General features: G+C 73.2%; 24 protein-coding genes. 10 read left to right on the forward strand and 14 right to left on the reverse strand.

The genetic code is table 11. The annotated features are described in order from the left end of the window. Positions 1 to 26: 26 nt before the first annotated feature. From SVTN_RS24100 to SVTN_RS24140, 9 genes are all read right to left on the reverse strand, one after another. A complete protein-coding gene (locus SVTN_RS24100; protein ID WP_041130974.1) occupies positions 27 to 1,154 on the reverse strand; it encodes a GNAT family N-acetyltransferase in 1,128 nt (375 codons plus the stop codon). Next, positions 1,151 to 1,828 carry a YveK family protein gene (locus tag SVTN_RS24105; protein WP_041130975.1) on the reverse strand — a complete coding sequence of 226 codons (678 nt, stop codon included), beginning with the start codon at positions 1,826 to 1,828 and terminating at the stop codon, positions 1,151 to 1,153. The genes SVTN_RS24100 and SVTN_RS24105 overlap by 4 nt, the downstream gene beginning before the upstream one ends. Positions 1,829 to 1,841: 13 nt before the next feature. Next, complete coding sequence (locus tag SVTN_RS24110) at positions 1,842 to 2,975, reverse strand: glycosyltransferase (RefSeq protein ID WP_041130976.1); 1,134 nt, start codon at positions 2,973 to 2,975, stop codon at positions 1,842 to 1,844. Beyond that, positions 2,972 to 3,772, reverse strand: coding sequence for a polysaccharide deacetylase family protein (locus SVTN_RS24115; protein ID WP_052499279.1), 801 nt, complete (start codon positions 3,770 to 3,772; stop codon positions 2,972 to 2,974). Before SVTN_RS24115 ends, SVTN_RS24110 begins: the two co-directional genes overlap by 4 nt. After that, positions 3,672 to 5,429 (reverse strand): murein biosynthesis integral membrane protein MurJ, encoded by a 1,758-nt coding sequence (murJ, locus tag SVTN_RS24120; protein ID WP_078908787.1) that lies wholly within the window; start codon positions 5,427 to 5,429, stop codon positions 3,672 to 3,674. Before murJ ends, SVTN_RS24115 begins: the two co-directional genes overlap by 101 nt. Before the next feature lie 328 nt (positions 5,430 to 5,757). After that, complete coding sequence (locus SVTN_RS24125) at positions 5,758 to 7,086, reverse strand: O-antigen ligase family protein (RefSeq protein ID WP_041130977.1); 1,329 nt, start codon at positions 7,084 to 7,086, stop codon at positions 5,758 to 5,760. 2 nt (positions 7,087 to 7,088) lie between these two features. After that, complete coding sequence (locus SVTN_RS24130) at positions 7,089 to 8,540, reverse strand: sugar transferase (protein ID WP_041130978.1); 1,452 nt, start codon at positions 8,538 to 8,540, stop codon at positions 7,089 to 7,091. Next, positions 8,537 to 9,673, reverse strand: coding sequence for a glycosyltransferase family 4 protein (locus tag SVTN_RS24135; protein ID WP_041130979.1), 1,137 nt, complete (start codon positions 9,671 to 9,673; stop codon positions 8,537 to 8,539). The genes SVTN_RS24130 and SVTN_RS24135 overlap by 4 nt, the downstream gene beginning before the upstream one ends. A gap of 1 nt (position 9,674) precedes the next feature. Further along, positions 9,675 to 10,733, reverse strand: a complete 1,059-nt coding sequence (locus SVTN_RS24140) for a DUF3344 domain-containing protein (protein ID WP_041130980.1) — start codon at positions 10,731 to 10,733, stop codon at positions 9,675 to 9,677. Between the two features lie 382 nt (positions 10,734 to 11,115). On the opposite strand from SVTN_RS24140, the gene SVTN_RS24145 reads away from it, so the two are divergent. From SVTN_RS24145 to SVTN_RS24170, 6 genes are all read left to right on the forward strand, one after another. Beyond that, a complete protein-coding gene (locus SVTN_RS24145) occupies positions 11,116 to 11,355 on the forward strand; it encodes a chaplin (protein ID WP_041134196.1) in 240 nt (79 codons plus the stop codon). Between the two features lie 276 nt (positions 11,356 to 11,631). Further along, positions 11,632 to 12,489, forward strand: coding sequence for a hypothetical protein (locus SVTN_RS46215; RefSeq protein WP_041130981.1), 858 nt, complete (start codon positions 11,632 to 11,634; stop codon positions 12,487 to 12,489). A gap of 224 nt (positions 12,490 to 12,713) precedes the next feature. Further along, positions 12,714 to 12,989 carry a hypothetical protein gene (locus tag SVTN_RS24155; protein WP_041130982.1) on the forward strand — a complete coding sequence of 92 codons (276 nt, stop codon included), beginning with the start codon at positions 12,714 to 12,716 and terminating at the stop codon, positions 12,987 to 12,989. Positions 12,990 to 13,223: 234 nt separating this feature from the next. Then, positions 13,224 to 14,312, forward strand: a complete 1,089-nt coding sequence (locus SVTN_RS42320) for a hypothetical protein (RefSeq protein WP_078908473.1) — start codon at positions 13,224 to 13,226, stop codon at positions 14,310 to 14,312. 140 nt (positions 14,313 to 14,452) lie between these two features. Then, positions 14,453 to 14,929, forward strand: coding sequence for a hypothetical protein (locus SVTN_RS24165; RefSeq protein ID WP_245727615.1), 477 nt, complete (start codon positions 14,453 to 14,455; stop codon positions 14,927 to 14,929). A 301-nt stretch (positions 14,930 to 15,230) separates the two neighbouring features. Beyond that, the gene (locus SVTN_RS24170) at positions 15,231 to 15,509 is read left to right on the forward strand and encodes a chaplin (protein WP_041130985.1); all 279 of its coding nucleotides are present in this window, start codon (positions 15,231 to 15,233) and stop codon (positions 15,507 to 15,509) included. Positions 15,510 to 15,571: 62 nt separating this feature from the next. Here the strand turns inward: SVTN_RS24170 and SVTN_RS24175 are convergent, their stop codons facing one another. Then, positions 15,572 to 16,438, reverse strand: coding sequence for a tyrosinase family protein (locus tag SVTN_RS24175; RefSeq protein WP_041130986.1), 867 nt, complete (start codon positions 16,436 to 16,438; stop codon positions 15,572 to 15,574). Further along, the gene (locus tag SVTN_RS24180) at positions 16,422 to 16,823 is read right to left on the reverse strand and encodes a tyrosinase family oxidase copper chaperone (protein ID WP_041130987.1); all 402 of its coding nucleotides are present in this window, start codon (positions 16,821 to 16,823) and stop codon (positions 16,422 to 16,424) included. The genes SVTN_RS24175 and SVTN_RS24180 overlap by 17 nt, the downstream gene beginning before the upstream one ends. Positions 16,824 to 16,972: 149 nt before the next feature. On the opposite strand from SVTN_RS24180, the gene SVTN_RS24185 reads away from it, so the two are divergent. From SVTN_RS24185 to SVTN_RS24195, 3 genes are read left to right on the forward strand one after another with little or no spacing between them, the layout of a single operon-like run. Then, entirely contained in the window at positions 16,973 to 17,476 is a 504-nt protein-coding gene (locus SVTN_RS24185; protein ID WP_063782278.1) for a DUF5949 family protein, read from the forward strand. A gap of 18 nt (positions 17,477 to 17,494) precedes the next feature. Further along, the gene (locus tag SVTN_RS24190; RefSeq protein ID WP_041130988.1) at positions 17,495 to 18,142 is read left to right on the forward strand and encodes a vitamin K epoxide reductase family protein; all 648 of its coding nucleotides are present in this window, start codon (positions 17,495 to 17,497) and stop codon (positions 18,140 to 18,142) included. Between the two features lies 1 nt (position 18,143). Next, entirely contained in the window at positions 18,144 to 19,178 is a 1,035-nt protein-coding gene (locus tag SVTN_RS24195; RefSeq protein ID WP_052499280.1) for a glycoside hydrolase family 26 protein, read from the forward strand. Here the strand turns inward: SVTN_RS24195 and SVTN_RS24200 are convergent. Continuing rightward, complete coding sequence (locus SVTN_RS24200; RefSeq protein ID WP_245727616.1) at positions 19,164 to 19,766, reverse strand: acyl-CoA-like ligand-binding transcription factor; 603 nt, start codon at positions 19,764 to 19,766, stop codon at positions 19,164 to 19,166. The genes SVTN_RS24195 and SVTN_RS24200 overlap by 15 nt on opposite strands. Positions 19,767 to 19,784: 18 nt before the next feature. Beyond that, entirely contained in the window at positions 19,785 to 20,471 is a 687-nt protein-coding gene (trhA, locus tag SVTN_RS24205; RefSeq protein ID WP_041130990.1) for a PAQR family membrane homeostasis protein TrhA, read from the reverse strand. 197 nt (positions 20,472 to 20,668) lie between these two features. Here trhA and SVTN_RS24210 point away from each other — a divergent pair, with 197 nt between their 5' ends. Then, positions 20,669 to 22,486 (forward strand): phosphoenolpyruvate carboxykinase (GTP), encoded by a 1,818-nt coding sequence (locus SVTN_RS24210; RefSeq protein WP_041130991.1) that lies wholly within the window; start codon positions 20,669 to 20,671, stop codon positions 22,484 to 22,486. Between the two features lie 129 nt (positions 22,487 to 22,615). On the opposite strand, the gene SVTN_RS24215 is transcribed toward SVTN_RS24210, so the two are convergent. Next, a complete protein-coding gene (locus SVTN_RS24215; RefSeq protein ID WP_041130992.1) occupies positions 22,616 to 23,548 on the reverse strand; it encodes a poly-gamma-glutamate hydrolase family protein in 933 nt (310 codons plus the stop codon). Positions 23,549 to 23,553 lie beyond the last annotated feature (5 nt).

Genomic DNA, 23,553 nt, shown 5'->3' on the forward strand with positions numbered 1-23,553 from the left:
CTCCTCACGGGCGGCGGTGGCGGAGCTCATCCGCCACCGCCGCCGCCACGCCCGAGCGCCCGCCCGACCCAGGCCCGTTCCCGTGCCTGCCTGGCGGCCCAGCGCCGGGCGTCGGCCGCGCCCGCGCGCAGCCAGAGGAGCGGGGCCGTACCCCGTCCGGCGAGGAGGAGACGCCGGTTGCGGACCGGTTCGGGCCGCCAGTGCTGCTTGTACGACTCGCTGCCCCGCAGCATGCTCAGCGTGGCCCGCCCGCCCGCGCTGGTCTCGCGCGCCCCGTGCCGGAGCAGCATCGTCGCCACGTCGACCTTGCGGGCGCGCAGCGCCGGGTCGGCGCCGTACAGGTAGCCGCCCGCGAGCCGCGGGGACATCAGGGTCAGGTCGGCGGCGACGACGTCCCCGGCGAGCCGGAACTCGGTGACCATCGCGTCGCCGCGCTCGACCATGGGCCGCACGGCCCGGGTGAGGTGCTGGGCGAACCGCTCGCTGGTGTGCTCGGCGGTCACGCCCCGGCCCTGCCACTGGAGCTGATGGAGCCTGAGGAGCCGGTCGAGGGCGGCGGGGACCTCCTCGCCGGTCACCACGCGCGCGTCGATGCCGAGCGCGTCGAGCTTCCGCAGCTTGGCGCGGACCCGCTGGGCCTTCCCGGACGGGATCCGTTCGAGGAGCCCCTCCATGGGGACGGCGGGCAGCTCCAGGCAGAGCGAGTCGGGCAGCCGGCGGCGCGGCCCGCGCCAGTGGGCGAAGACGTGTTCGCTGGCCGCCCCGGGCCGGACCTCCCGCAGGTCGAGGACCGCACCCCGGGCGGCCCGGGCGAGGGCCCCGGCGAGCGCGGGCGCCGCCTCGGGGCAGGAGTCGTCGAGGAGGACGTCCGTGAAGTCGGTGATGGCGCCGCCGAGCGGGGTGAGGACGGGCAGCGGTCCGCGGGCCCGCATCAGGGGCGCGGCGGCGACGAGTTCGCCGCCCTCGCGTCGTACGAGCACCACCCGCAGCGCACCGGGCCTGCCGTACGAGAGCCACCAGGAGTGCAGCCAGGAGTGGGACTGGAAGGGGGTGGCGGAGGAACAGCGCCCGTACAGCGCCGTCCACTCGGCCGAAAGCCGCCCGAACTCCTCCTCGTCACGGCAGACCTCGGCGCGCAGGGTTCTCGGGCTCACACCGCCTCCGCCTTGTGCGTGGCGACCGCCGGGGCGGGCACCGCGGCGGTCGCGGCCGGGGCGGTCGCCTGCCGGGAGTGCCGGGCGCCGTCGCGCGTGGCGGCGCGCTTCGGGCGGATCAGCAGGACCAGGCCGCCGAGGAGGCCGCCCGCGCAGCCGCCGACGAGCGCGGAGAGCGGCGCGGAGGGGGAGACGGGGGTGAGGGGCTTGGTGGCGCGGGAGAACTGGACGACCTTCACCCCGGTGTTGCCGGCGACGTGCGCGCTGTCGAGGACGAGCGCGCGGGCCACCCCGTCGGCCATGGAGACCGCCTGGGCGGGCTTCGCCGACCGTGCGGTGATCGAGATCATCGGCGCGTCCGGGGAGGTCGCGGCCTGCACGTTCTTCCGCAGGGTGTCGGCGGTGACCCCGGCCCACACCTGGGCGTCGCCGGTCACCGCGATGTCGGTGGCGACCCGCCCGTACGCCTGGGCGAAGCCGAGCGCCGCCGAGGCGTCGGACTTCTCGGCCGGTACGACGATGACGTAACTGGTCGCCGCGTACTCCGGGGTCTTCAGGGCTCCGTAGCCGCCGCCGAGCACCGCCCCGGCGAGGACGGCGGCGGGCAGCACCGCCCAGCGGCCCGGGGAACGCAGGCCGGCGGGGAGGAGGGCGCGGGGTGGGGTGGTGTTCATGGGACGGGTTCTCTCACTTCGCGGAGGAGGGGGTGCCGTGGACGGCCTGGTCGTAGAGGGACATCAACTGCCGTGCGCTGTGCGCGATGTCGTAGCGGCGGGCGGCCTCCGGCAGCGGGAGCCGGGCGAGCCGGGCGCCCTGGATGCCGCGCAGCGCGGAGATCAGCTCGGGTACGGACTCGCCGATCCGGCGTGCGCCCGGTGCCGCGTCCGGGGGCAGGTCGTCGATCGCCGGGCAGGCCACGTACAGCACGGGGAGGCCCGCGGCGAGCGCCTCGACGATCGCGAGCCCGAAGGCCTCGTCGGGGGAGGTGGACACGAAGACGTCCATGGCGGAGAGGAGTTCGGGCAGCGTGGGCCCCAGCGGGGCGACGGCCGGCGGGTCCTCGCAGGCCCCGAAGAGCAGGATCCGGTCGGCGGCCCCGCACTCCCGGGCGATCCGGAGGAGTTCCGCGCGGTGCTCGCCCTCGCCGACGAGGAGCAGCCGGGCCTCCGGCACCGAGGCCACCGCCCGGACGAGCCGGTCGAACCGCTTCCCGGGGGCGAGCCGGCCGACGCCGCCGACGACGTACGCGTCCTCGGGGATGCCGAGGACGCCCCGGGTGAGGCGCCGGGCGCGCGCGTCGAAGGCGAACCGGCCGGTCTCGATGCCGTTCGGCACGATCCGGATGCGGTCCGGGGGCACTCCCCAGTCCGTGAGCCGGCGGGCGACGCTGGGCGAGACGGCGACCGTGGAGGTGCCGAGCCGCTCGGACGCCAGATAGAGCGCGCGGGTGCCCGCCGAGAGCGGCCGGCCCTCGATCTGCGTCTCGCCGAGGGAGTGCTCGGTGGCGATGACCCGGCGCACCCCGGCGAGCCGGGCCGCCGTCCTGCCGTACACGCACGCCCGGTAGAGGTGCGTGTGGACGAGGTCGTAGCGGCCCTGCCGGACGATCCGGGCGAGCCGGGGCAGCGCCCCCAGGTCGCGGTTCCCGGTCATGCCGAGGTGGGTGACGGGCGTGCCGTCGGCCTCGATGCCCAGGGCCACCGCGCCCGGGTTGGCGAGCGTGACCACCTCGCTGCGCGTCGGCAGGTGGCGGAGCAGGAGCCGCAGCTGCTGCTCGGCGCCGCCGATGCCGAGGCCGGTGATGACGTGCAGGACCTTCACGGCGCACCGACCGTGGCCGGGCCGTACGGGGCGGGGGACGGGTCGCCGGGGTGGCGGCGGCGCAGCGGGTGCAGGACGCGCTTGGCGGTGAGCCGCCACGGGGTGTCGTTCTCGCCGATGTGGATGCGGGGCAGGGCGTACGTGCCGGTGTGCTCGCCCGGGTCGATCGCGCAGGCGTACCGGTAGCCGGCCTTGCGCACGGCGTGGATCGCGCGCGGGTCGACCCGCCCGTACGGGTAGCAGAAGCCCTCCACCGGGCGGCCCGTCATCTCCTCCAGGAGCTCCCGGCTCGTCCGGGTCTCGGCGGCGAGCGCCGCGTCGTCGGCCTCGGTGAGGGGGACGTGCCGCAGGCCGTGCGAGCCGATCTCCATGCCCGCCTCGGCGATCCGCCGGATGCCGTGCTCGTCGAGCAGCGGCTTGCGCGGTCCGTCCGAGTCCCAGCCGTTCTCGCCGCCGAGACGGCCCGGCAGGACGTACACCGTCGCCGTGAAGCCGTGCCGGCGCAGCAGCGGCAGCGCCGAGTCGAGGAAGTCCGCGTACCCGTCGTCGAAGGTCAGGCCCACGAGCCCCTTGGCGCGCCCCTCGGCGGTGGCGGCGAGCAGCTCCCGCACCGAGACCCCGCGCAGACCCCGGTCGCCGAGCCAGTGCAGCTGCCGGGCGAAGCGCACGGGGGAGACGGTCACCTTGTACGGATCGTCAGCGGCGTCCGTGATCGAGTGGTACATCGCCACCCACAGGGGCGGCTTCCACAGGGGCGGCTTCGGCAGCAGACGGCGCAGCGCGGTGGCGGCGGGCATGGGAGGTCCTCCGGAAGGCGGAGCGGGGCAGGGGCGGGATCTCGGGCGCCTTGGCGGCGCAGGCGATGAAGAGCAGGAAGACGCCGACGACGACGAGGCCCGCGACGGCGACGGCGAGGACGGCGGAGCCGATCGCCAGCTGGCAGAGCCAGCCGGCGCCGGTGGCCCAGGCGCTCGCGGTGGCGAGCCGGAGCAGCCCCTCGCCGAGGCGGCCGACGTGGATCGGGACGGCCTGGCGGTGTGCGCCCCGCAGCAGCAGGACGGCGGTGAGGGTGATGCCGAGGGCGTTGGCGGCGGCGATGCCGACCGCGCCCCAGTGGTGGGCGCCGGGGACGCCGGCGGCGGCGGTCGTGGCGAGGCCCGCGGCCATGGCGGCGGCCGGGTACCAGAGGGGGCGGGCGGCGGAGAAGTAGCAGCGGACGAGGGCGCCGACCATCGTCTGGCCGAGCAGGCCGAGCGCGTACACCCGCATGACGGCGGCGGTGGCGCTGGTGTCGGCGCCGGTGAACTCCCCCCTTTCGAAGAGCAGTTCGACGATCCGGGGGGCGGCGGCGATCACCGTCGAGGAGCCGACGAGCACGACGACGGCGGCGAGCAGCAGATCCCGCTCGACCCGGCGGCGGGCCGCCTCCGGGTCGCCCGCCGCGAGCGCGCGGGCGACCACCGGGAAGCTGACCGTGCACAGCATCAGGGAGAGGATCATCGGCATCTGCGCGACCTTCTGCGCGTAGTTCAGATGCGAGATGGCGCCGGAGGGCAGCGGCGCGGCGAGGAACCGCTCGATCAGGGTCTGGGACTGGCGGCACAGTGAGAACGCGACGACGGGCGCGATGAGCCCGAGGACCAGGATGCGGCCCTCGCCGCTGCCGCCGCCGGCGGCGGGCGCGGCCGGCATCTGCCGCTGCGGCGTCCGCAGTTCGCGCAGGAGCGCGGGGGCCTGGACGAGGACCATCAGGACCCCGCCGACGGCGACCCCGGCGGCGGCGGACCGCACCCCCCACGGCCCGCGCAGCACCAGGACGGTGCCGATGATCCCCACGTTGTACGCGACGTAGATCGCCGCAGGTGGCAGGAACCGGCCGTGCGCGCGCAGCGCTGCCGAGCAGTACCCGACCAGGGCGAAGGACAGCACGCAGGTCCCGGTGAGCCGCGTGCAGTCCACGGCGAGCGCCGGGTCGGGAAGACCCGGCGCGAGCGCGGCCACGAGCAGCGGCGCCGCGACGATCAGGACGACGGCGGCGACACCGAGGGCGAGGACGATCCGGGGCAGCGTCCCGCGCACGAGGGCGCGCACCGGGTCGTCGGACAGGCCGGCCGAACGGCGGGCCAGGGCACGGGAGAAGGCGGGCACCAGGATCAGCGCCATCGCGTCCTCGATGAGCAGCGTCGAGGCGAACTCGGGCACCGTCCACGCCACCAGGAACGCGTCGGTCCCGGCCCCGGCCCCGAAGTACCCGGCCATGATCTGGTCCCGCAGGAGCCCGAGCACCGCCCCGGCCGCGGTGAGCCCCGCCGTCACGGCCGCCGCCTTCGCCAGGAACCCGCCGCCCCCGGACGCCCCGGTACGGGACACGCGCGCGCGTGCGTGCGCCCGGCGCCCGGCGGGCGGAGCCACGGGCCCGCGCGGCGAGGCGGCCACGGGAGGCGCGGCGGCCACGGGCGGAGCCGCCGGAGCCCCGGCGGGGTGACGCGTCACCCACCGGGCCCCGGCGATCAGCTCGGCGGCCGCGCAGGCCCTGCCTGCCCCGGCACCCGCCCCGGCGGCCCTGGCGATTCCGTCGACCCCCGCCCCGTACGCCCCGTAGCCCCCGGAGGGTCCCGCCCCCGGCAGCACGACGGCCCCCGGGGGCCACGGGGAGTCCGTGGAGCCCGGAGGCGAGGTCGGCCAGGGGTCGGTCAGCGGGGTGCCGCAGGGCGGCCGGGGCGAGGGGGGCGGCCCGTCGGCCCACGGCGCGTCCGTGGGCTCCGGTTCCCCGGCCCACGGGTCACGCACGCCTCACCTCCGCCAGCGACCACCAGGCCGCCAGACCGAACACGACGGACATCAGCACCGTCGACGGGCCGCCGATGTCCGCGTAGAAGAAGTCGATGAGCTGCCAGACGAGCAGGCCCGTCGCGACGAGCGCGCAGTCCGCGCCGAGCCGCTGCCGCCGCAGCGCGCCGACGAGCAGCGCCACCCAGCTGCCCGCCAGGGCGAGCAGCCCCACCAGGCCCTGCTCGCTCAACACGAGCAGGTACATGTTGTGCGGGGACAGCAACGGCTGGCGCGCGAACGCGGCGCCCGCGCCGGCCGTGTCGCTGCCGGAGGACAGCGCGAGCGAGGCGTTCGAGTCGCGGTACTGGGGGAAGCCCTTGAGGCCGACGCCCGTGACCGGCTCCGCGCGCCACATCCGCCCCGCCGCCGCCCACATCGTGTACCGGTCGGTCACCGACTGGTCCGGCGCGGCCGCCACCTGCGTGATGCTGGCGACCCGCTCCTCCACCATCTCCGAACCGATCCCGAGGCCGCCGACGAGGACCACCCCGAGCGCGGCCGCCACGAGCGCCACCCGGGCCGCCCGCCGTACCCCGGCGAGCAGCAGCTGGATCGCGCAGGCCAGCACGGTCGCGATCCACGCGCCCCGGCTGAACGACAGCACCAGCGGGACGAAGAGCAGCCCCGCGCAGACCAGCGCGGCCGTGCGGCCCCGGCCGGGGCCGCTGCCGAGCGCGATCCCGGCGGCGACGATCAGCCCGTACGCCACGACCGTCGCCATGCCCATCACGTCGGTGGCGCCGAAGGTGCCGACGGCCCGGACGTCCTCGCCCTGGTACGAGGCGCCCGTGCCCGTCAGGTACTGGACGACGCCGACCGCGCCCTGGAGCAGCGCGAACGCGACGAGACCCCAGGCGATCACGGCGAAGTCCCGCCGGTCACGGATCGTCAGGAGCACGGCCGCCGGGACGAGGACGAAGATCTGCAGGTAACGGGCGACGCCCGGCAGGCTCGCCGCCGGGTCGTGCGAGGTGATCGCGGCCAGACAGATCCCGAGCACCGGCAGGCCGAGGACGACGGCCGCCGCTCGGGTCAGCGGCCGGGTCCCGCCGCGCAGCACCCGCACCAGGCAGATCAGGACGAGGAGCCCGGAGGCCGCGTCGGCGACCGTCCCCGTGCCGCCGGTGCCGCCCTGCGCCCCGCCGCCGCCCGGGACGAGCAGCAGCGCGATCACGGCGAGGACCGGGGACAGCGCCCCGGCCCGGCGGGCCAGGGTCCGTACGTCGGCACCGGAGTCCGGGGCGGAAGGCACCGCCGGCGCCGTCACGACCGTGGCCATCCTCAGCTCCCCGTGGGTCGGACGAGCCCGGCCGCCGTGCGCAGCAGGATGCAGACGTCCTGCCAGAGCGACCAGTGGTCGATGTAGTGGTTGTCGAAGCGGCAGCGGTCCTCGATCGAGGTGTCGCCGCGCAGCCCGTGCACCTGCGCCAGACCCGTGAGCCCCACCGGCATCCGGTGCCGGGCCGCGTACCCGGCGTGGATCTTGCTGAACTGGGCGACGAAGTACGGGCGTTCGGGCCGGGGCCCGACCAGGCTCATGTCCCCGCGCAGCACGTTCCACAGCTGCGGAAGCTCGTCGAGCGAGGACTTCCGCAGGAAGTTCCCGGCCGCGCTCATCCGCCGGTCGCCCGCCACGTTCCACCGGGTCGCCGACTCGGTGTCGTCGGAGGGGCGCAGCGTACGGAACTTGAGCAGCGTGAAGTGGCGCCCGTGCTGGCCCACCCGCTCCTGCCGGAAGAGCACCCCGGGACCGTCCGAGAGCCGCACCGCCAGCGCGCACAGCAGCAGCACCGGCAGCGCGAGCGCGAGCGCGGGGGCGGCGAGCACGATGTCGAGGGCCCGCTTGGAGGCCCGTCCGCGCCGTTCGCCCAGCGGGACGATCCGCTGCCAGGCGTACCCCCACATGTGCGCGCCCATCGGCCCGTCCTGCGGCCGGCCGCCGACCCGCCAGGTGGCGCAGCCGTACTGCTGGAAGAGCGCCACCAGGCCTGGGTCGTCGTCGAGGAACACCGCGTCGCGCACGGCGTTCTGGATGACCGCGCGCTGGATCTCCTCGGTCGTGGTGAGCACCGGGAGCCCGCCCTCCGCGGCCGCCCGGGAAGGGCCGCCCTGCTCGGGGACGCCGACGATCCCGACCGGCCGCATCCCGTACTCGGGGTGCTGGGCGGCCGCCGCGGCGAACCGGCGCGCGGCCCCCGTCCCGCCGATGACGAGCGCCGAACGGGGCCGCTCGCGGGCGATCCGGCGCCGCCGCCCGAGCAGCACGGCGCGGACCAGGCACACCAGGGCGACGTGCGTGCCGTACGCGGCGCAGAGCCGCAGCGGCCCGATCGCCAGGGCGGGGGAGTACGCGGCGACCGAGGCCGCCGCCAGGCACCAGGCGAACCCGGCGCGGGAGCCGAGCGCGGGCAGCTCGTCGAGGGCCCGGGTGTGCGCGGCCGGCCGGTAGAGCCCCGCCTGCCCGTCGAGGACGAGGACGAGCACGAGGATCGGCAGCACGAGCCGGAGGTCGTGGTGGGCCGCGCTCAGCACCGACGCGGCGGCGAGGACGGCCAGGGCGTCGACCACCACGAGGGCCGCCACGCCGGACCGCTGACGCACCCGGCGGTGGCGCGGCAGCGCGAGCCGGCCGGGCGTACCGCGGCGCGGCGCGAGGGAGGCGAGGCCGAAGCCCTGGCCCGCCGTGGGCCAGGGGCCCGGCGAGGGGGGAACGCTGGTACTTTCCGTGGTCACTGCGCAATCGGCTCTCTGTGCTCGGCCCCCCGCACTCCGGCCAGTTCGCGGTAGACGTCCGCGACGGCCGCGCCGGTGCGCCGGACATCGAATCTGCTGAGGACGTGCTCGTGGGCCTCGCGGCCCAGGCGGTGCCGGAGCTCCGGCCTCCCGAGGAGGCGGCCCAGAGCGGTGGCGAGCGCGGCCGGGTCCTCGGGCGGGACCAGACACTCGGGCGCGTGGGCGGGCGGCAGGCTCTCGCGCGCCCCGTCCACGTCGCTGACGACGACCGGCCGGCCGGCGGCCATGGCCTCCAGGGGCGCGAGGGCCATGCCCTCCCAGCGGGACGGCAGGACGACCACGTCGGCGGCCCGGTACCAGGGCACGGTGTCCTCGACGGCCCCGGTGAACCGCACCGAAGGACCGGCGGCGGCCCGCAGGGCCTCCTCGTCCGGGCCGTCGCCGACCAGGACGAGCCGGGCCGCGGGCACCTCCGCGAGGACGGCGGGCCAGGCGGCGAGCAGGACGTCCTGCCCCTTCTGGCGGCAGAGCCGGCCCACGCAGACGATGGTGGGCGCCGGATTGCCGGGCGGTCCGTCGGTCGCGAACCGGGCCGTGTCCACGCCGTTGTGGACGACCGACCAGGCCGCCGCGACCCTGGCCGCCTCGCCGGTGTGCCGCTCGGCCTCGCTCACGCAGAGGATCCGGTCCGCCCACCGGGCGCCGAACCGCTCCCAGCGCCGGGCGAGCGCGGCGGTCGTCCCCTCGACCGCCTCGAAGGACCAGGCGTGCGGCTGATACACCGTCGGAATCCGTCCCCGCACGGCGAGTCGGGCGCACAGGCCGGCCTTGGCGCTGTGCGCATGGACGAGTCCGGGCCGGACCGTACGGATCAGCCGGGCCAGTTCCCGCGTCTCGCGGAGGACGGCGGGACCGGGGTCGCGGCCGGCCCGCCAGTCGTGGGTCTCGGCGCCCTCGGCGCGGACGGCGGCGGAGAGCCCGGTGCCGGGCGGGCAGGCGACCGCGACCCGCAGGCCGGCGGCGCGCTGGAAGCGGACCAGGTCGACGACGACACGGGCGACCCCGCCGTCGCCGGGCTGGACCGCGTGCAGGACGGTGACGGACCCGGGGTCCGTGGAGAGTGGTGACCGCACGTCAGCGCCGGACGTCCGCCTGGAGGAAGACCGCGCCGAGCCAGACGGTGTCCTTCCGGCTGCCGACCCGGACGTGGACCCGGTCGCCCCCCGCGCGCAGTGCTCCCCGCAGGTCGAACACGTCGGAGTCGTATCCGAGGGTGTTCGTACGATCGGGCCGTCGTACGGTCCGACCGGTGCCGAATTCGGTGATGGTGGAGTTCAGTACGTCGTCCGCGGAATTGGCGGAATCGGAGAGGCGGGTGCTCTTCGAACGGCTCGTTTCCACCGTCAGGTAATCCCCGGAAGTGCCGCGGTCACCGTCATAGGCGATCAACCCGAGACGCCCGGAGACGCCCTTGGGAAAACGGTTTCCGTCGACCGGCACGCGCAGCTCCCCGGCGCGCGGACCGACCGTTTCGAAACCGTCCCAGACACTGATCCTGCGCAGCGGTTCCGAGGCCTTCTCGTACGCGGCGACGAGCGTCCAGCCGCCCCATCCGCCCATCGCGGAACGGCCCCCGGCCACATTGATCTGGGCGACGGTCCACAGCCCCGGGTGCGAGCGGCGGACCAGCTCGGTGACGTCGGCGGAGGCCTGGAAGGCGTCGGCGCCGTCGGCCGTGCGGTGGCCGATCACGGAGTCGGCGAGCAGCGCCTTGTACCGTCCGCCCGGCTCGGCGATCAGGACGCGGCCGTCGTCCTTCGGCGGCTTCTGCTCGCCCACCCGCAGGTTCCCGCCCCAGTACAGCCGGGCCCAGGTCACCCGGGCCCCGGCCGGCACCGGGAGTTCGGCACGGCTGGAGTTGTACGTGTTGGGGTCGCGGTCCACGTCGACGTACCTGATCGTGGCGCCGTCGTTGACCGACTCGGTGCCCTTCGCGCCCTTCGCCGAGGTGTTGGCGGCGCGCACGATCCCACCGTGCTGCACGACCTGGTGACGCGCGGCGAAGGGGACGCGGGTCGCCTCCCGCGGCCGGGGTGCGGCGGCGGAGGCGCCGGGCAGCGCGGCGGACAGGACCGCACACGACAAGGCGCACACCACGCCGCGACCCACAGCAAGAACCGCTGAATTCCGCATACAGGATCTCCGCTTTGATGAGAGAAGGGAGGGAAGACCCGAGAAGGCCGGGGGAGGGGAAGGTGTCGTCCGCACGAAATGGGTGAACGCGCGGCGGGCCCGGAAGCAACGTTCGGGAACGTTATAACCCCGATGCGGGGCGATAGTACGCATTAGATGCCCGGAAACGCTAACTCCCGTATCCGCGCGGCCGGTTCCTCGTTGAGCGTGTTGCGCCATTCCACGCCCAGTCGCTCGAATGGCCCTCCTATGGCCCAAAGATCGGTTGAACGTCACCCGTTCGGGAGAGCAACCGATGAAAACCCGGGGCGTTGTTGAGAGAGCCGGGCCGAACAGTCCGCGCAGTCCGAGTTGGATGAATTCGATCGAGGAGCGCCTCTCCATGTCCCGTATCGCCAAGGCCGTAGTCCTGACCGTCGGTGCCGCCGCCGCCGTCGCCGGCGCCGCCGGTGCCGCCTCCGCCGACGCCGGCGCCGAGGCCGCGGCCGTGAAGTCCCCGGGTGTCATCTCCGGCAACGTCGTCCAGGTCCCGATCCACATCCCGGTCAACCTCTGCGGCAACACCGTCAGCGTCATCGGCGCGCTGAACCCGGCCTTCGGCAACACCTGCGTCAACGCCTGACAACGCACGTCTGATCGGTCCTTCCGGAGCCGGTGCGCCCACCCCGCCGGGGTGGGCGCACCGGCTTTTCCCTTGCGGTCACTGGTCCGGTACTCGTTCGGCCGCACCTTCGTGCGCCGTTCGGTGCAACGGCGTACGCCCCTTCGGGGGGCAGGTCGCGGGGGCGGATTCACTCGAACGGAGGCGTGGCGCTCAGTAGTTCACCGGTTGCGGAGCGCTATACCCGCAGGCACCGTGAGAGAGCAGTTGTCCGACGCATAAGGAAAAGGAACACATATGCGTCCCCTGGCTACACGCCGTCTCACCGCCCTGGCGATATCCGCCGCCATCACCCTCGGCACGGCGGGAACCGCCTTCGCCGGCGAACACCACCCGTCCCCCGCGGTCGGCCGGGCCGCCCACGAGCCCCTCCCGGACACCACCGCCCTCCTGGCCCAGGCCGAAGCACTCGGCGAGCTCGGCTCGGTGACGACCCCCGTGACCGAACTCGTCACGGCCGCGCTCAAGGCCGACTCCGGGCAGCTGCCCGCGGCCGACGTCGAGGCCTTCAAGAGCAAGATCGCCGCGGCGGTCGACGAGGCGAAGGCCACCGCCCCGGCCCCGCTCCCGGACGCCCCCGCACCGGAGACCCCGGTGACCCCGCCGGCCGCGGACCTCCCGGTGAAGCCCCCGGCGGCCGAACTCCCCGTGACCCCGCCCGCCGCCGAGCTCCCGGCCACGCCCCCGGCGGCCGAGCTCCCGGCGAAGCCGCCCGCCGCGGACCTCCCCGTCACGCCGCCCGCCGCCGAGCTCCCGGCGAAGCCGCCCGTGACCCTGCCCGTCGTGGCCGACGCGAAGGCCGCCCCGGCGGACGTCGTGTCCGACGCCCTCGCCTCGATCCAGAAGGCCGTCGCCGGCCTGCTCGCCGCCGTCACCTCCGGCGACGCCGGCGGAGTCGTACCGCAGGTCACCTCCACGCTGACCTCGCTGGTCAACCTGGTCACCGCCACCCTGCTCGGTAGCGGACTGCCCGCTCCGGACCTGCCCGATCTGCCCACGCTCCCGGCGCTCCCGGTCACCGCGCCCGAGCTGCCCGTCGACCCGCCGGTCGCCGCGCCCGAGCTGCCGGTCAAGCCCCCGCTGCCCGTCCGGTAGCACCCCGCACACCCGTACCGGCCCGACGTCCGTCGGGCCGGTACGGGTGTGTGCGATCGGCAAATAGCACCGGCCCGCATCGATCGGGTGCAGTACGGAGAAATCCTTCCTCCCGGAGTTTCCGGGGCGCTCACTCCTCGTTACAGAAGCAGAACGATGTACAGGATTCGGCCAAGAACCCTGTACGGAACGTGACTTGAAAGCACAGAGGAAGGATTCACTCCATGAAGCCCACCAAGGTTGCCGCGGTCGTCGCCGGTTCGATGATGGCCCTGGGTGCCGCCGCGCCCGCCATGGCCACGGAGGCGCTGACCCCCACCAGCCTGAACGGTGGCCTCGAAGCGATCGCCGCCCACGGACTGAAGAGCGACATGCTGAGCAGCACCACGGACGGCTCCCCGGTCCAGACCGTGACGAAGGCGGCGGAGCAGCTGAACACCGCCACCAAGGGCGCCCAGCTGCTCGGTGGCCTCCCGGTCCCCGGCGGTCTGGCCGGCTGACACCACCTCAGTACACCTGTCCCCACGGGCACTTACGGCGGCCCTCCGTGCCGCTGTTCCTCACGGTCGGCTGATCGAATGATTTTCTGATCAGCTGCCGTGTGGCCCCGGCTTCACGCCGGGCGTCGACCCATACCTTTTGGCCGATCCCACTGGAACGTCGGTGCGGATCAGGCCGGTCGGAGCGAGGGGGGATCCTCGCCGGTCTCTCCCTTTCTCCAGAGGAAGAGCGGTATGCGGTCCATCATCAGCAGGAAAGTACTCACCGCGGCGGCAGCGACCGGCATCCTGTCGCTGAGTGGGGGATTCGCCCTGGCCGCGAACTCCCACTCCGGTACGGGCGACGGTCCGGGCTCCGCCACGGCCGGCCATGTCCAGGCACGACCGCCGGCCGACGCCTGCGGCAAGAGCACGGGACTCGGCGACCTCTGCGCCCAGCCGTCGGAGTACCCCGACGGCTACGGCGACGACGATCACGGTGGCTACGGCGACGACGATCAAGGCGGCTACGGCGACGACCACGATCACGATCACGGCGGTGGCCCGACGGGTTACCCGACGAGTCACCCGACGGGGCATCCCACGGGCCACCCCACCGGTCACCCGACCGGCCATCCCACGGGCCACCCGACGGGTCATCCGACCGGGCATCCCACGGGCCACCCGACGGGTCATCCGACGGGGCACCCCACCGGGCACCCGACCGGGCATCCCACGGGCCACCCCACCGGTCACCCGACCGGCCATCCCACGGGCCACCCCACCGGCCACCCGACTGGCCATCCCACGGGCCACCCCACCGGCCACCCGACTGGCCATCCCACGGGCCACCCCACTGGGCACCCCACGGGTCACCCGACTGGCCATCCCACGGGGCACCCCACTGGGCACCCGACCGGTCACCCCACCGGCTATCCCACGGGCCACCCGACCGGTCACCCCACCGGGCACCCGACGGGACACCCCACCGGGCACCCGACGGGACACCCCACCGGGCACCCGACGGGACACCCCACCGGGCACCCGACGGGTCACCCGACCGGGCATCCCACGGGTCACCCCACCGGCCACCCCACCGGTCACCCGACGGGCTACCCGACCGACCACCCCACCGGGTACCCCACCGATCACCCGACCGACCACCCCACCGGCAAGCCCACCTGTGAGAAGCCCGCGCCCGGTGAGTGGCCGCACGGGTGTGGGGAGCTGCCCGACACCGGTAGCGAGCCCATGCTCATGGGCGCGGCCGCGGTCAGCGCCGCGCTGATCATCGGCGGCACCGTCGTCTACCTCCGCGGCGGACGGATCGCCCGCCGGCACTGATCCCGCGTCAACCAGGGCCCTCGCCGTCACCGGTGAGGGCCCTGCGCGTTGCTGCACATGGGTTAGTCCCGCGACGTTTCGGCCAAGGGGCTCGTTCTCCTCATATGAATCTGCGTTCTCACGCGGGCATGGGACTCCTCATGACCGCATTTGCCTCCGCCGCCCTGGTCTCTCCCGCCGCCGCCGTCGAGGCGCCGGTGATCGTCCCGCTCCAGGGCCTGGAGCCGGTCCTGCCGATGGACGCGCCGACCATCGCGACCGGCGTTCCCGTCCCGATGCCCGGCGCGCCCACCGGCTTCCAGAAGGGCGTCGGCGCGCTCCCCGACGTCACCCTGCCGAGCGTGCCGCTCACCGGCACCCTGCCGGAGACCGTCGTCGACGCGCCGCTGCCCCAGCTCCTCAAGGGCAGCGAGCCCGGCAGCGCCCTGCTGAGCAGCCCGCACTCGGAGATGCAGGCGGCCACCCCCGGCGCCGTCCTCGGCACCCCGGTGGAGGCCCCGCGCGGCAACGGGCTCGCCGGGATCCCGCACCTGGCGAAGCCTCAGCTCGGTCTCCTCACCCCGGTGCTCAGCGGAGCCCTCGACCCCCAGCTCGGGCTGGCGCCGGACGCGGGCTGACGCGACCGCGCCCCCGTTCATTCGTACGACTGTTGACCGGGCGGGTGAAGACACGATTCTTCCCCGCCACCCCAAGGTGTTTCGGTCGTTGCAAGAGAAGGCTTGTCGCATGGCCGCGGCCCGCGGACCGGAAGCGTCCCGTCGTATCCGGCGGCGGACGAGATCGGGTCCGCGGGCCATTTTTTCGGTTTTCCCTCGTCCCGTTCGGCTCAATGCCCGTGACCCGATCCGGCGATCGGCGTTGAACGGAAGTGACGGCCGTGATTCCTGCGGTCGCTTTCATACGTCCAAGGAGTTCTTGATGTCTCGCATCGCGAAGGCTGCCGCTGTTCTCGCAGGCACGGGTGCCGTTGCCCTCAGCGGAGCCGGCCTGGCCGTCGCCGACTCGGGCGCCGAGGCCGTCGCCGCCCACTCGCCCGGTGTCGCCTCCGGCAACGTCGTCCAGGTTCCGGTCCACGTCCCGGTCAACCTCTGCGGCAACACCGTCAACGTCATCGGTCTGCTGAACCCGGCGTTCGGCAACACCTGCATCAACGCCGACGGTGGCCACGGGCACGGCGACGGCGGCTACGGCGGCTGATCCCCCCGCTTCACATGAATGTCCCCCCGGCCGTCGGCCGGGGGGACATTCATGTGTGGGGCTCAGGCGTACCGGTAGATCCGGCTGTGGTCGAACATCGACGCCGGGGTCACGCCCCAGGGAGCCATCGGCTCGTGCCGGGCGGCGACCTTGCGGTACTGCGCGTCCCCCAGGGGCGGCGGCTCGGCCGGCAGGTAGGCGGCCCCGGGGTTCCGCTGCTGCCAGCGCGACCAGAGCAGGTCGACGAAGGAGTGGTGCAGCCAGAAGACCGGGTCGTTCACGGAGCCGCCGCCGAGCATCAGGCCGCCGACCCAGCGGTGCACCCGGTTGTGGATGCGGAACCGCTCGTTGCCGCGGCCCGGCGCCCAGCCCTCCAGGGCGTTGCGGAAGCCGGTGGAGCTCGTCGAGTTCCAGGGCGCCGCGTCGTACACCCGCTCGCGCATCACCTCGTCGAGCTGGGCCGGGGTGGGCAGCGTGATCGGGTCGCGGGGGCGGCCGAAGTCCCTGGTCAGATACCGGACGTCGGTCATCGACTCGGTGATCGTCCACCGCCCGGCGGAGGCCGCGAAGGGGCCCGTCATCACCTGGAGGTCGGCCCGGCGGCCGTTGCCGCCCATGAAGTCCTCGCGCCAGATCGAGGAGGCCGGGGAGTTGTCCCGGGTCCAGTCCCAGTACGGGACGGAGACCGTCGGGTCGATCCGGCGCAGGGCCGTCTCGAACTCGAGCAGGAACTTGCGGTGCCAGGGCAGGAAGCTCGGCGTCATGTGGGCGATCCGCAGCCGGCCCTCCCCGTCGGCCGTGTAGTGGTCGATGTGGGTGCGGACGAAGCGGTCGTACGCACCGGTGCGCTTGAGCTCCAGGACGGCAGCGACGAACTTGCGGCGCTCGGCGCCGGTCAGATCGCGCTGGTTCTTACGCGTGTACACCACGCGGGCTCCCTCCCGTCGGGTCGGTGGGGACGCCGTGGGCGCCCGCGAGCGGGGAGAGCCGGGCCGCGCCCAGCTCGTCCACGGCCGCGCGGGTGGCCGCCAGGGGCGTCGGGCAGGACTCGTAGTGGTCGATCGGGGTGACGTAGCCGCCGTCGGCGCAGCGCATCAGATGCAGCGGCCGGCCGTCGACGAGGGCCGTCGGTTCGCCCCCGGGTCCGGAGAAGCCCAGGAGGCGACGGCCCCGGTACATCTCGTCGAAGGCGTGCGGATCATGTTCGACCCCCGATTCCGGTCGGGTCGCGATACGGCCGAGCGCACCACCCGTGAAGGCGGTGACGGCCAGGGCGAACAGGGACCGCAATGCGACGCGGCGCGGGACGATCATCAGTGATCTCCTGGTGGTCGGCTTATGCCCTCAGGGCACAACGATGAAAACCCGGGTTCGTTGCGGCGGACATGGCAGCGGCGTGAATGTCGGCCGTTCGAGTGAATTCGGCGCGGGGAAAGGGTGGTTGGAGCATTAGCATCCGATTCATGACCACTTCCAACGTCGTTTCCTCGGCGCGCAGCGCCTCTCCGCTGGGAACTCTCACGGTGATTCCGTGGTCCAGCGAGCCCTCCGCCGAATCGGCGGGGACGCCGTTCCTGATGGCGTATTCGCTCGGCGACGGCCGGGACGGTCCTGAGGCCGGTCAGCAGGCGATGCGCGCGGCCCTGGAGGCGATGAACCTCTCGGTCGGCGACCGGCTCTTCGATCTGGAGAAGGACGCCGGGATCAACGCCTCGCTGATCGTCGAGGCCGGTTCGGCCGTGCTCACCCTGCCCTTCCTGAAGGTGCAGTGCCCGGTGCCGGAGGAGTGGCAGGCGGCGGCGCGCGAGCAGGGCAAGGTCTACTTCATCTGCTCCGTACGGCCCTGGGCCGAGGGCGTGCCCGGACAGCCCGTCGACGAGGAGCGGCTCAAGGCCTTCGTCTCGGACGAGGCGATGCTCGCCGACAGCGCCCACGTCCTGCTGCCGGTCCGCCGCATCCAGGGCTGAGCGGGAAGGGGTCGCGCCATGGCGACGGTGAACGTACGGGACGGGGTGCCGGGCCAGCGGCAGGAGGAGGCCGCCGGGGAGACCGGCGGCCCGATCGGCGCGGGCCGGGCGCTCGCCTGGTTGCTGCTCGTCACCGGCGCGGCGGGCGTCCTCGCCGGCTGGGTGATCACGCTCGACAAGTTCAAGCTCCTGGAGGACCCCGGTTTCCAGCCCGGGTGCAGTCTGAACCCGGTCGTGTCCTGCGGCAGCGTCATGAAGAGCGAGCAGGCGGCGGTGTTCGGCTTCCCGAACCCGATGCTCGGGCTCGTCACGTACGCCGTCGTCGTCGCCGTCGGTGCCGGGCTGCTCGCCGGGGCCCGCTACCGGGGCTGGTTCTGGCTCGGCCTCAACGCGGGGATGCTCTTCGGGGTCGGTTTCTGCACCTGGCTGATGTACCAGTCGCTGTACGAGATCAACGCGCTCTGCCTGTGGTGCTGTCTGGCCTGGGTCGCCACGATCACCATGTTCTGGTACGTCACCGCGCACAACGTCCGGGAGCGCGTCCTGCCCGCCCCGGCGGGGCTGCGGACCTTCCTCGGCGAGTTCACCTTCGCCCTGCCCGTCCTGCACATCGGGATCATCGGGATGCTGATCCTGACCCGTTGGTGGGACTTCTGGACCAGCTGACGTGAGGCGGCTCTCCTCCTGGCCTTCCTGGCTCTCCTGGTTCACCTGGCCGCGGGCCGCACTGACCGTGCTGCTCGCGGCCGTTGTCGTCTTCCTGTGCGCGCTCCTGTCCGACCGGACCGGGACGCGGACCGCGCCCGAGACGGATCCGGAGCCGCTGACGGGGGTCCCCTCGGGGTTCTTCACCGGCTCCGACGAGGCCGGGGTGCGGCGGATCGCGCAGGTGCAGGACTGGCTCGGCGGCGACTCCCTGACCGTCGGCCACACCTATCTGCCGGGCGACCGCTGGTCCAACATCGAGGGGCATCCGGCGCTGTTCGGGCCCTGGGCGCGCTGGAAGGCCGAGCGGCCCGGGCGCCTCTTCGTGCTCAACGTGCCGCTGCTCGACCGGAACGAGGCCGGGCTGCCGGACGCCGAGGTGCGGGCGGGGCTGCGGCGGGGCGCGGACGGCGCGTACGACGGGCACTTCCGGACCCTGGGGGAGCGGCTCGTGGCGCAGGGGCTCGGCGACGCGGTCCTGGTGCTCGGCTGGGAGATGAACGGCACCACGTACAGCCATCGCTGCCGCCCGGACCCGACGGCCTGGAAGGCGTACTGGCGACGGGTGGTGGGGGTGCTGCGGGAGGTGCCGGGGCAGCGGTTCCGTTTCGACTTCACGCCGAGCCGGGGTCTCGACGCCATCCCCTGGCCGCACTGCTACCCGGGCGACGACGTCGTCGACATCATTGGGATGGACGCCTACGACCAGCCCGCCGGGCTCTCCTTCGAGGAGCAGGTGGACGAGGAGTACGGGCTCGCGCACCAGGTGCGCTTCGCGGCGGCGCACGGCAAGCCCGTCTCGTACCCGGAGTGGGGGCTCTTCAGGAACGGGGACGACCCGGCGTACGTGCGGGGGATGTTGGGCTGGTTCGCGGCGCACCGGCCCGTCTACCAGACCGTCACCGACTACTGCCCGCACGGGGTGTGGGAGTGCGCGGACAATCCGGATTCGGCGCGGATCGTCAGGGGCGCGCTGGGGGCCTCAGGCCGGCGGTGAGGGCGTCAGGCCGGTCTTGAGGGTGTCGACCGTGCGGTCCAGGAGGGCGACGAGGTCGTCGGTGCGGCCGTGTTCGGCCCAGTGGACGGTCGCCTCGCGGAGCGCGCCGAGGACCGCCGCCGTGAAGATCCGTACCTCCAGGCCGTCCGCGTCCCGGCCGGTGCGGTCGGCGATCGCGCGGGCGAGCCGGCGGCCGGTCGTGGCGGTGGTCTCGGTGAGCCGGGCGCGCACGGCGGGGATCTCCACCATGAGCCGGGCGCGCAGCCGGGTCTCCTCGGGCTCCTCGTCGAGGGCGGCGCGGACGGCTTCGAGGACGACCGCCCGGAGCGATTCGAGCGGTTCCTCCGCGGCGGGGCGGGCACGCAGCCGGGCTTCGAGGAGTTCGTCGTTCTCGTCGGTGAGGAGGATGTCCTCCCGGACAGGGAAGTAGCGCACGACGGTGGAGGGGGAGACCTCGGCGGCCTCGGCGATGCGGTCGGTGGTGGCGGCGTCCCAGCCCTGCTCGGCGACGAGCCGGTAGGTGGCCTTCCGGATCGCCGCGCGGGTCTTCGCCTTCTTGCGTTCGCGGAGGCCGGGGCGGTCGTTCATGCCCTTCATGCTCCCAGGTCAGGCGTGCTGGTACGCCACGAGCGAGATGCCGACGTAGTGGACGATGAAGGCCGCGAGGGTCAGCGAGTGGAAGACCTCGTGGAAACCGAACCAGCGCGGGGAGGGGTTCGGGCGCTTGATGCCGTAGATGACGCCGCCCGCGCTGTAGAGCAGTCCGCCGACGACGACGAGGACGAGGACGGCGATGCCGCCCGCGCGCATGAAGTCGGGCAGGAAGAAGACGGCGGCCCAGCCCATCGCGATGTAGCAGGGCGTGTACAGCCAGCGAGGGGCGCCGACCCAGAAGACGCGGAAGGCGATGCCGGCGGCGGCCGCGACCCAGACCGCCCACATGAGCGGCTTCGCCGTGGAGTCGGGGAGGAGGAGCAGGGTGAGCGGGGTGTAGGTGCCCGCGATGATCAGGAAGATGTTGGCGTGGTCGAGGCGCCGGAGCACGGCCTCGCCGCGCGGGCCCCAGTTGCCGCGGTGGTAGAGCGCGCTGATGCCGAAGAGCAGGCAGGCGGTGAGGACGTAGATCCCGCAGGCGATGCGGGCGCGGGGCGAGTCGGAGAGGGCGACGAGGGTGAGGCCCGCGACGATCACGGCGGGGAACATGCCCGCGTGCAGCCATCCTCTGAGCCGGGGCTTCGTCGGGAGCGGCACGGGGCGCTCGATCGGGGTCACTTCCGGCGTGGCTGCAGTCATGGGACGGAATCCTAGCTACGGCTCCGTAGGTACCGGATATGAGTGGCGATGCTCACGTGTGCACCCCCCTGGACATATGGGCGAATCCGTCGGATGATCAAATGAGTGCGGTCGGCACCGGATGAGCAGCTACGACGCATCCGGGTCGCAGCCCCCACGGGGCAGACATCTAAAAAACCCCTCAACAAGGAGCAATCGTGGCGCGCGACAACGCGGCTCCCCTTCCCACCCAGCACCAGGAGCTCATCTCCTGGGTGACCGAGATCGCCGAGATCACTCAGCCGGACAACATCGTCTGGTGCGACGGATCCGAGGCCGAGTACGAGCGCCTGTGCGAGGAGCTCGTCGCCAAGGGGACCTTCAAGAAGCTCGACCCGGTCAAGCGCCCGAACTCGTACTACGCCGCCTCCGACCCGTCCGACGTCGCGCGCGTCGAGGACCGGACCTTCATCTGCTCCGAGAAGGAGGAGGACGCGGGCCCGACCAACCACTGGAAGGCCCCCGCGGAGATGAAGGACATCTTCGCCGGCGAGAAGGGCATCTTCCGCGGCTCCATGCGCGGCCGCACCATGTACGTCGTGCCCTTCTGCATGGGCCCGGTCGGCTCCCCGCTTTCCGCCATCGGCGTCGAGATCACCGACTCCGCGTACGTCGCCGTCTCCATGCGCACCATGACCCGCATGGGACAGGCCGTCCTCGACGAGCTCGGCACCGACGGCTTCTTCGTCAAGGCCGTCCACACCCTCGGCGCGCCGCTCGCCGAGGGCGAGGCCGACGTGCCGTGGCCCTGCAACACCACCAAGTACATCTCGCACTTCCCCGAGACCCGCGAGATCTGGTCGTACGGCTCGGGCTACGGCGGCAACGCCCTGCTCGGCAAGAAGTGCTACGCGCTCCGTATCGCCTCCGTCATGGCGCGTGACGAGGGCTGGCTCGCCGAGCACATGCTGATCCTCAAGCTCACCCCGCCGCAGGGCGAGGCGAAGTACGTCGCCGCCGCGTTCCCGTCGGCCTGTGGCAAGACCAACCTCGCGATGCTGGAGCCCACGATCTCCGGCTGGACGGTCGAGACCATCGGTGACGACATCGCCTGGATGCGCTTCGGCGAGGACGGCCGCCTCTACGCGATCAACCCCGAGGCCGGCTTCTTCGGCGTCGCGCCCGGCACCGGGGAGCACACCAACGCCAACGCCATGAAGACCATGTGGGGCAACTCCGTCTTCACGAACGTCGCGCTCACCGACGACGGCGACGTGTGGTGGGAGGGCATGACCGAAGAGGCGCCCAAGCACCTCATCGACTGGAAGGGCAACGACTGGACTCCGGACTCGGAGACCCCGGCCGCCCACCCGAACGCCCGCTTCACCGTCCCGGCCGGGCAGTGCCCGATCATCGCGCCGGAGTGGGAGGACCCGAAGGGCGTGCCGATCTCGGCGATCCTCTTCGGCGGCCGCCGCGCCTCCGCCGTCCCGCTGGTCACCGAGTCCTTCGACTGGAACCACGGCGTCTTCCTCGGTGCGAACGTCGCCTCCGAGAAGACCGCCGCCGCCGAGGGCAAGGTCGGCGAGCTGCGCCGCGACCCCTTCGCCATGCTGCCGTTCTGCGGCTACAACATGGGCGACTACATGGCGCACTGGATCAAGGTGGGCAAGGACGCCGACGCGTCGAAGCTCCCGAAGATCTACTACGTCAACTGGTTCCGCAAGAACGACGCCGGCAAGTTCGTCTGGCCCGGCTTCGGCGAGAACAGCCGCGTCCTGAAGTGGATCGTCGAGCGCCTCGACGGCAAGGCCGAGGGCGTCGAGACCCCGATCGGCATCCTGCCGACCCCGGAGTCCCTGGACACCGAGGGCCTGGACCTGCCGGCCGAGGACCTGGAGTTCCTCCTCAAGGTGGACCGTGACGTGTGGCGCGAAGAGGCCGCCCTCGTCCCCGACCACCTGAACACCTTCGGCGACCACACGCCGAAGGAGCTGTGGGACCAGTACAACGCGCTCGTGGAGCGCCTCGGCTAGTCCCTCCCGAACTCGTGGTGGGCTGCCCCGAAACACCGCCCTGACCAGTGGGGTCACGACGGTCCATCACGACGCAACCGGCCCCCGGAGCCCCCTCAGGCCCCGGGGGCCGGCGCATGTCCCGGAGGATCAGAGGATCTTCTGGCCGGCCTCGGCGGTGGCGATGGCCCGGCGGCAGGCGTCACGGAAGCCGAGGAAGCGAGGGTTGTTCCAGGTCGCGATCCGGCCGCTCTTGTTGTCGAAGTCCGTCGGCAGGGGGCCGAAGAGGGACCGACGCATGTCCTCGGTGATCTCCAGCTGGGCGCCCGCACCGGTCATCGTCCGGTTGCAGATGTTGTTCGTGGTCGCACCGTCGAAGTCCGGCAGGTTGTAACGGCCCCGCCACTCGTCGGAGAGGGCGTCGAGCGCGGGGAACCCGGCGTTGTTCAGCTCGTACGCCAGTGCCTCCCGGAAGGTCTTGTCGAGACCGCCGACGACGACCAGCTTCGGGTCCGACTGCGAGGGCCAGATCATGGTCTCCGGAATGCCGAGCTTGTTGTACTGGCAGCCGTGCAGGCTCAGCGTGTTCAGGTGGCTCGCGGCCAGCGCCCTCGCGACGTGGTCGTCGCAGTTCACCGAGGTGACGTGCAGCTCGCTGTTGTTAAACGAGCGCATGCCCTCGAACATCCAGTAGTCGTGGACCGTCGGGAGCAGCGCGGTCTTGTTCGCGTCGGACGGGTCGTATCCGGCGATCGCCAGACAGAGTTCGGAGGTGCCCCGCTCGATCTGGCCGCCGTGGATGGCCAGGATCGCCGTCTTCGCGGTGTAGGCGCCCACCTTGGACAGATAGCCGTCGAACTGTTCGTGGCGCCGGAAGCGGCGGCCGTAGTCGGTGCCCTCGACGACGGGGCGTTCCGTGCTGGTGTAGAGATCCGTGTTGCTGACGTACTGGTCGTTCTCGCTGGTGGCGTACGCCGGTGCGGCACCGGCGAGCTGGCCGACGAGCGGGGCGCCCGCCGTGGCGGCGGCGGCCAGCGCGGTGAGGACCGTGCGGCGGGATGTGGTGCGCTCGGAGAATGTCATGCGCG

The organism is Streptomyces vietnamensis (assembly GCF_000830005.1).
Classification (GTDB): domain Bacteria; phylum Actinomycetota; class Actinomycetes; order Streptomycetales; family Streptomycetaceae; genus Streptomyces; species Streptomyces vietnamensis.